The sequence below is a fragment of the Nocardioides sp. NPDC023903 genome (genome assembly GCF_040639295.1).
Taxonomy (GTDB): Bacteria; Actinomycetota; Actinomycetes; order Propionibacteriales; family Nocardioidaceae; genus Nocardioides.
On sequence record NZ_JBEZZS010000037.1, the window covers coordinates 44,014 to 50,903 of the forward strand.

Sequence of the window (6,890 nt, forward strand, 5' to 3'; positions counted from 1 at the left end):
AAATAAGGGAGCGCAGCGACCGCCGTCCGGGGTCAGCGGCGCACGCAGTGCGCGGTGGTTGACCGGAGCGGCGCGGCCGTCAGAATCGGAGCCCCGGGGAGGGAGAAAAAGACAAGAGCTGTGCCGGCGTACGCCGGCTCCACCCCGGCCGGAGGCCGGGCCCTGGTGGGTGCCTTGCTCCGACGCCATTGACGGCTGGCAACCAGGCGCATGGTGATCGACGGCGGCGAGTACGAGCGTGACCTAGAAGTTCAGGTTTCCACAGAGGAAACAATCTGATCAGGTTGCGTGAGACTCTCGCGTCGGAGGCAGCCGGACTGTCTTTGACGAGGTGATGGCCTCCGGGGTCGGATCCCGAAGGCCATCGGTTACCTCGTCTCATCTGGTGAAGGGAGAGGTGGGTCCATCATGACCCAAGAGGTCACGCGAGCGCCCGGCGATGTCGGGCCGCCGGAGAGCCGGTGGGGAATCCTCAAGGCTGTGGCGGCCGCGATTGCGGCTGGCGCGGCCGCGGTCACTGCGGTGTGTGCGGTGGTCGAGGTGCTAGTCGCTCTCGGGGTGATCTAGCCCGGGCGCGATCAGGGCAGCGCCCCTTGGGAGGAGAGCCCCCTCGGCTCTCCTCCCAGTTGGGCTCAGGCCGCGCTGAGCCGCTTGAGCGGGATCTGTGCGAGCACCAGATCCGTCTTGGCCTCGACGGCGTCGTCGAGGCACTCGCGGGCGACTTCCCAGCAGTCGGTCAGCCAGCTCAGGACTTCGGCTGCCTCGTGGACCTCGAGCCGGATGTCCGGGTTGGACATCAGGCCGGCGGCGACCAGCGATCCGCGGCGCTGGGTGGTGTCGTGGTCGGGTCCGAGGTAGGCCCGGAGTGCTCCGTCGTGGATGGAGACGATGACGAAGACCTGGTCCCCGGTGGCGGTGTGGTCGACGGCGAGGCCGTCGAAGGTGATGCCCGGATGGGCGGGGCAGGCGATGGCGGCCTCGAAGAGGAGCTCCGAGGCCGCCGCCACGTGGAAGTAGCGGCGGCTCATGGGGGATCAGATCCTCACGACGAAGACGCCGGGCACGATCTGCTCGACGCCGGCGTGGTCGCCGGGGGTGGTCGGGATGTCGGGGATGCCGTCCCAGGCGAGGTTCCACCGGTCGCAGAGGTTGCGGTACCAGTCGAAGAGCTCGACGGGCGACTTCTCGCCGGCGGGGTAGTCGGGCTCGGGGTTGATCAGCGCGACGGTTGCTTCGCCGTAGCCGCCGTGCTGGACGTGGATCGGCTCGGTGGTGCGGCCGGACCACACGAAGCTCAGCTGGGCGTCGTTGATGTAGTAGGTCAGGTGGACCATCCCGTCGACGATCGGGGGCGCGGTCTCGATGGTGTAGTCGCTCATCGGCTTGACCCTTCCTGCGCCGGGGTTGGGGTGGTGGCTCTGGGTGCCTACCGTTCTTGGCCCTCCCCGGGCGTGGAGAGGTCAGGCGGCCGGTGGAGCCGGCGCGGTCAACCCCTGGAACCGGTGGGAGTCGCGAAAGCTGGTGAGGAAGTAAGCGGAGCTTGCGGAGCGCCGATCCAGGTTTCTCGGCGTACGCTGGCGCCGTAGGCGCAGGGCTTGACCGGGTCGGCGCGGCCGCCAGATTCGTAGTGGCTGGGGAGGGTCCCCGAGAGCGGTCTGCTCCGTACCCAGGTCCTGCGTGGAACAGGTCGAGAGCGGACTGCCGGATCGAATCTCATGCCGATGGCGGTGCCGCTTTCCTGTAGGTGACCACTGCCTGCGCGCCGCTATCCCCGCGGCCTGGCCGCGGCGAGAAGACGCCCGAGCGACAGACCGGAGCAGACGTACTACCCTCGAAGGAGTCGCACGTGAGGCGGGGCCCCAGCCGGCGGCAACCAGCTGGGGCCCCTGTCGTTACGACCTCAGAGGTCGTGCCACGTGCGGAGCAGGATGGCGGCGGTCTGGATGACCTGAAGTGCGATGCGAAGCCAGGTCAGGCATCCAGGCCCCCGCTGTGCCGGTCCCCGCTCCGGCGGGGGGTCGTACTGCCTGCCCACATTTCCTCCTTTCTGGATCGAGCGCCCGGGGGTCGGCGCCGTGTGGGACCAATACAAATGCGCGTCCCGCCCAGCCGTCCAGTAGACTGATGACGCGCCCTAACCGGCCAGTGAAACCGTTAAAGATGTCAACGGCGGTAGGGGCTATCTGGCGGGTTAAGGCGTTCCGACTGAGGCGGCATACCCGATGGGAGAAATCGTGACCGAGACCTTCATTGACTGGACACGGAGGCCCACCAGAAAGGAGAAGGAGCAGCTCCAGCGCCGTCTCGCTCGGCTCGAGGTGCCCGGCCTGCCGGAGCACCTGGACGGCATCAATGCCAGGATGCGGACCTACGAGCGGCCGGTCGGCAAGCTTCGAACGGATGGCCTTCGGCTGCGGAAAGAGTTTGTCTACCTGAGCGATCCCATCGACGGCGATGGTTCCGACCGCAAGGCGCCGCCGCGCGAGCTCCGTCCGCCGGCGACGCGGATCTCCTCCAGCCTGGGGTCAGCGCTTCGGCTGGAGCTGACCGTCCTCGCGCTGCTGCAGATGCGCCGGCGGCCCGGCTCTCGAGCTCGCCTCGCCGGCCTGGGAATCCCCATCGCTGGCGACAGCCAGCACACAGGCTGGGCCGACCTCGTGGCCGCCTTGCCGACCGACAGCAACGTGGGCGGAATTTTTCACACCTCCCGCGACAAGCGGGCACGGACCGTCAGGAAGGCCCTGGAGCGCTTGGAGGCTGTCGGACTCGTCGACGTACCCGCCGACCGAGGAGCCCGCAACCGCTTCGAGGACTTCGCCCCTCTCCATGAGGCGGGCGCCGACGCCCACGGCGAACTCGAGGAGTACACCATCCCCGGCGAAAGGGAGTCCGGCGTCTTCGCGATGCCTCAAGGCTTCATCCTCAACGGCTGGCTGCATGTGCTCGAGGACTCCGAGATCACCGTGCTGCTGATGGCGGCCTGTCGCGCCGGCGCCTTCTTCGACCAGGGAGGCTGGGCCTTCCCGGGCGAGGTGCGCCTGCGTCATTACGGCATCCACCGTGATCCGTACGCAGCGGCGCGCAAGACGCTCGAATGGTTCGGCCTGCTCGACGTGGAGGAGATCATGCGGCACAGTGACGGCCGCGCCGAGCACGACGTACGTCGTGTCCACCGCATCGCGATCCGCAGGGAAGGGTTCGAGGAGCCGGCGCTTCACGCGATTCAGGAGACGATCCAGCGACAGCTCAGCCGCCGCGCCTGACCTCATCTGGCCGCGTGATTTGCGCAGTAGGCCATTTGCCGGTGGGCAGTCGAGCAGAACTTCGGGGTGCCGCACAGATCGGTCAGCGGATACCCCATGGCGGAAATGATAGGAGCGGCTGCCGTCGGTTACTTCGTGGCACGCCGCTTTCTCTCAAGCTGTTTGCTGCTCACATCAGCCGGCGCCGTGGACGAAGGCATGTCACGTCGCGACCGAGGCGCCTGACCAAGGGTTCGCTCTCCCAGATGTGAGCGGAGTCAGCCAGGGGCCTCGAGTGCCGGCCAAGCTCCCCGATTCCTTACGGCCGACGGTGGGGTGAGCAACCCAGATGCTCCACTCCCCCACGAGTCTGTTGGCTCCGGGTGGTCTTCGGAACTCCCAGGCGCTCGCGGATCTCGTCTTCTGTCGTCGGTGCATCGCCGCCACGGATTGTCACGCTCTCAGCGAGCAGCAGGTCGACGGCCACGCGTATCAGCGAGTTCTCAGTGATGAGCTCGCCACGTCCGGTGCGACGCCGGTTGACCTTGCGACGCAGGACCGTGAGCTCATCGAGCTGGTCTTCGGTGAACCGAGCCTCCTTGCGGGTGATGGTCCCGTCTGGAGGGTCCGGGCTGCTGGCCGCGCGACGAGGGCGGTTTCGCGCACCTGTCTTCTGAGAGCGACACCAGCGAGGAGTGTCGTGTGACCGGGAGGCACGTCATGTCGATCCCCACCCAGCTCAGCCTGCACGGCTACATCGCGACCATCCCCGAGCTGACGAAGATCCGCGACGGCAGCCCACGGTTCCACGCCCGATTCGGGGTGGAGCAGTTCCGGAAAGAACCCGACGGTTCCTTCACCAAGCTCGACCCGGTCCACGGTGACCTCGTCGCCTACGACACCGCAGCCAAGCGCGCCTTCGAGCAGTTCCGCATCGGCGACTCCTTCGTTGCAGCCGGATACATCAACGAGTACGAGATCGATCGCGACGATCAGCAGATCCCACGCAAGGAGTTCGTAGCCCACAGAATCGGCCACGACCTCGCCCGGACCCGCTACGAGGTCCTTCGCAGAAGCCCGGCGGCCGCCGAGACCACATCCGGCGCCGCGAGCGAGTCGATCACCCCCGCTGTCGGGCTCTGAGGCCAACGATGGGCACGACCTACGAAGGCGGCGGCGGTGACGAGATCCTCCGGCCGATCAACTGGAACCTGCTTACCGCCGAAGAGGCCGAGAGCGAGTGGCTCGATTTGAATGCATGGGTCGGCTGGCTCCGATTCGCCTACGGTCTCCAACCCGCCACCATCCCGCCCCTGTGGCACCGGCACGACGAGCTCGTCTGGGAACTCTCCGCACTGCACACTGCCTGGCTCAGCGCCTACGACCCCGAGGCACCGCCCGGTGCCCCGCTCGCATGGCATCGCGAGTTCGTCGAAGCCCGACATCGTCTACGCGACTGGGTTAGCACCTGCGGCACCAAGCTCGACCGCGACCGACCGACCAGGCAGGCAACCTGGCCCGGCGAACCCCCGGCAGCCGCCCCTGTCGAGCGGGCGATCGAGAACCGGGACATCGACTTCAAGGAGTTCGTACGCAACGACCTCGCCACGCGCCGTCGACTCGAGGACGAAGTCGCCCACGAGCGCGCCCGCGACCTCGTGGACCGTCTCGGCGGGGCTGGTGAGCCCTCCTTGTGGCGTTTCGGGTCGCAGTTGTCCACAGACACCTGAACCCGCCGGGCCATCCGCAGCGGGTGCTGTGAGCGTCGAAAGACAGCCGTCACTCACTCTGAAGGAGTCCGAATCATGCTTCTCGCCCAAGCCGTCGCCATCGCTGAGGCGCGCACCTACATCGCCGCACTCGCTGACACCGCGACTACCGTCCTCAGCTCAGTCGCCTACGACCGCGCCTTGATCTACCTGGACTCCGTCCACGGAGACCAGGTCCCAGCGCTCACCGGCATCCCCTTCGGGCACCCGGCGACCCTGTATCAGTTGGCGCAGCAGTCAGTCACCGATCTCGGAGCGTACGGCCTCGACTCGGTGCACATCGAGCTCACGCTTGCGTATCTCGTTGACGCGTGGGCGCTCGACCACAGCACACTCGAGCACGGGGCACTGGTGCTGCCGTCCTGGATCGACCCGACGGACCCGTCGTGACCTACGGCGAGAGCGGTGGCACCATCCGTGCCGGCCTGACCACACTGCTGCACCAGCACCGCCTCCAGCGGCGTCTCAGCAACAACCCAGGGCTCTCCACAAGCCGCACCCTCGAGCAGCGCAAGGCGTACGGCACACAGATTCGTCGCTACCGACAAGGCGTCCTGGTCTGGTGCCGTCAAGCAACGGTCGCCGCCGACCCCTACCTCGGCGCCAACGAGTTCTTCGACCACCACAACCGACGAAAGGCCGACGGACCCTACGATCACCTCCGCAAGGGCCTCGAACGAGCCATCGACGCCTCAACGGCGCCGCTTCCGCCACTGGAGGAACTGAGCAGACCCCACGAGATCGAGCTCGTCGAGTCCTGGCGCCAGATCGCCGCAGCAGCAGCCATCGGCGAGCACGACTTCCACGCCGGCGCCGGCCACGGCATGCTCAACGCCGCCCAATGCCACACCGTAGTGAAAGACGTCGCGGCAGTCGTCCAAGCCCTAGTCATCCTCGACCACCGCTACGCCCCCACACCCGGCTGGGAGAAACTCCACAACGCCGGCCAACTCGGATGGAGCGCCCTCGCCACCGGGCTCGAAGCCAGCATCGGACCACTCGACTACACCGTCGACCACCGCGGCTGGCGTCCTCCGCTGAGGTTCATCCGCGGCCCCGCCCGCCCCGGCCTCCTCGGCGTCCTCCAAGCCGAACAGAACCTCCTCGTACGCCTCACCTCATCAACCGCGCCGATCAACCTCCGCCTCGCCGCGTCATCCCAGATGGTCATATCCGCAGCCCTCGCCGCTCGGACCACCAACTCCGACCTCCAGCATCACTGGCAGACCCGAGCGGAGACCTACAAACTGATTGGGAACGCCCTCCGCGACGTGCACCCAGGGCACGCCCAGCACGGCGCTCAAGCAGCCCAAGAGGCCAACAACGTCATCGCCCGGACCGCCACCCTGCCCGCCGATGCAACACCCGACGACAACATGCTCGCCGCGTTCGACAAACGATTCACCGCCCTCGACGCCCGGTTCGCCGACCTCATCGAAAGCGGCGTCCGCAGCAACGTCATCCTCAGGCGTACGAAACTCCCCCGCATCGACACCGACAGCCCTGCACTGGTCAAACCAGTACGCGGGCGCCTCGCCCCCGTCCAGAAGGCCGGCGACTCCGACCTCCTCACCATCGCCGGCACCCGCCTGCGACCCCGACTCGGGTCGCCTGCCCCGCCGCCCAGAGCCGCCGACAGCCGCGCCAGCCTCTATGCCGCACTCGTCACAGAGGCACCGTCAGCCAACGTTTGGCGACGACTGATATCGGACGCGGGGAGCACCGAAGGTCGTCGACCTTCGCTCTGAATACCGCTCGACCGAACATGGGGCAGACCGCGTCAGTTCGGCTCCCCTCTGTTGTCAACCGCTGGTCGCGAGGGGTCTGTGGGACTGCCCCTTCCGGGCAGTGGGCGGTGCGGCGTAGCGTCGCGGATGCG

The 6,890-nt window shown here is 67.4% G+C and carries 8 protein-coding genes; 6 read left to right on the forward strand and 2 right to left on the reverse strand.

What is annotated here, in order from left to right:
- Positions 1-408: 408 nt before the first annotated feature.
- Positions 409-567, forward strand: coding sequence for a hypothetical protein (locus tag AB0F44_RS25815; protein WP_357359610.1), 159 nt, complete (start codon positions 409-411; stop codon positions 565-567).
- Between the two features lie 65 nt (positions 568-632).
- Here the strand turns inward: AB0F44_RS25815 and AB0F44_RS25820 are convergent, their stop codons facing one another.
- Together AB0F44_RS25820 and AB0F44_RS25825 are read right to left on the reverse strand one after the other, a co-directional pair.
- Positions 633-1,028 (reverse strand): hypothetical protein, encoded by a 396-nt coding sequence (locus AB0F44_RS25820; protein ID WP_357359612.1) that lies wholly within the window; start codon positions 1,026-1,028, stop codon positions 633-635.
- A 6-nt stretch (positions 1,029-1,034) separates the two neighbouring features.
- Positions 1,035-1,379 carry a hypothetical protein gene (locus tag AB0F44_RS25825; RefSeq protein WP_357359614.1) on the reverse strand — a complete coding sequence of 115 codons (345 nt, stop codon included), beginning with the start codon at positions 1,377-1,379 and terminating at the stop codon, positions 1,035-1,037.
- Positions 1,380-2,234: 855 nt separating this feature from the next.
- Between AB0F44_RS25825 and AB0F44_RS25830 the strand changes: the two genes are divergently transcribed.
- The 5 genes from AB0F44_RS25830 to AB0F44_RS25850 all read left to right on the forward strand — a co-directional run bounded on the left by AB0F44_RS25830 (position 2,235) and on the right by AB0F44_RS25850 (position 6,759).
- A complete protein-coding gene (locus AB0F44_RS25830; protein WP_357359616.1) occupies positions 2,235-3,263 on the forward strand; it encodes a hypothetical protein in 1,029 nt (342 codons plus the stop codon).
- Between the two features lie 699 nt (positions 3,264-3,962).
- Positions 3,963-4,385: a single-stranded DNA-binding protein gene (locus AB0F44_RS25835; RefSeq protein ID WP_357359618.1), complete on the forward strand. Its 423-nt coding sequence runs from the start codon at positions 3,963-3,965 to the stop codon at positions 4,383-4,385.
- An 8-nt stretch (positions 4,386-4,393) separates the two neighbouring features.
- A complete protein-coding gene (locus AB0F44_RS25840; protein WP_357359620.1) occupies positions 4,394-4,972 on the forward strand; it encodes a hypothetical protein in 579 nt (192 codons plus the stop codon).
- 75 nt (positions 4,973-5,047) lie between these two features.
- A complete protein-coding gene (locus AB0F44_RS25845; RefSeq protein ID WP_357359622.1) occupies positions 5,048-5,401 on the forward strand; it encodes a hypothetical protein in 354 nt (117 codons plus the stop codon).
- Complete coding sequence (locus tag AB0F44_RS25850) at positions 5,398-6,759, forward strand: hypothetical protein (protein ID WP_357359624.1); 1,362 nt, start codon at positions 5,398-5,400, stop codon at positions 6,757-6,759. The genes AB0F44_RS25845 and AB0F44_RS25850 overlap by 4 nt, the downstream gene beginning before the upstream one ends.
- Positions 6,760-6,890: the final 131 nt, after the last annotated feature.

Excerpts from the sequence above, each read along its gene's own strand:
- AB0F44_RS25815 (WP_357359610.1), top strand. The coding sequence starts at position 409 with ATGACCCAAGAGGTCACGCGAGCGCCCGGCGATGTCGGGCCGCCGGAG.
- AB0F44_RS25825 (WP_357359614.1), bottom strand. The coding sequence starts at position 1,379 with ATGAGCGACTACACCATCGAGACCGCGCCCCCGATCGTCGACGGGATG.
- AB0F44_RS25820 (WP_357359612.1), bottom strand. The coding sequence starts at position 1,028 with ATGAGCCGCCGCTACTTCCACGTGGCGGCGGCCTCGGAGCTCCTCTTC.
- AB0F44_RS25835 (WP_357359618.1), top strand. The coding sequence starts at position 3,963 with ATGTCGATCCCCACCCAGCTCAGCCTGCACGGCTACATCGCGACCATC.
- AB0F44_RS25845 (WP_357359622.1), top strand. The coding sequence starts at position 5,048 with ATGCTTCTCGCCCAAGCCGTCGCCATCGCTGAGGCGCGCACCTACATC.
- AB0F44_RS25840 (WP_357359620.1), top strand. The coding sequence starts at position 4,394 with ATGGGCACGACCTACGAAGGCGGCGGCGGTGACGAGATCCTCCGGCCG.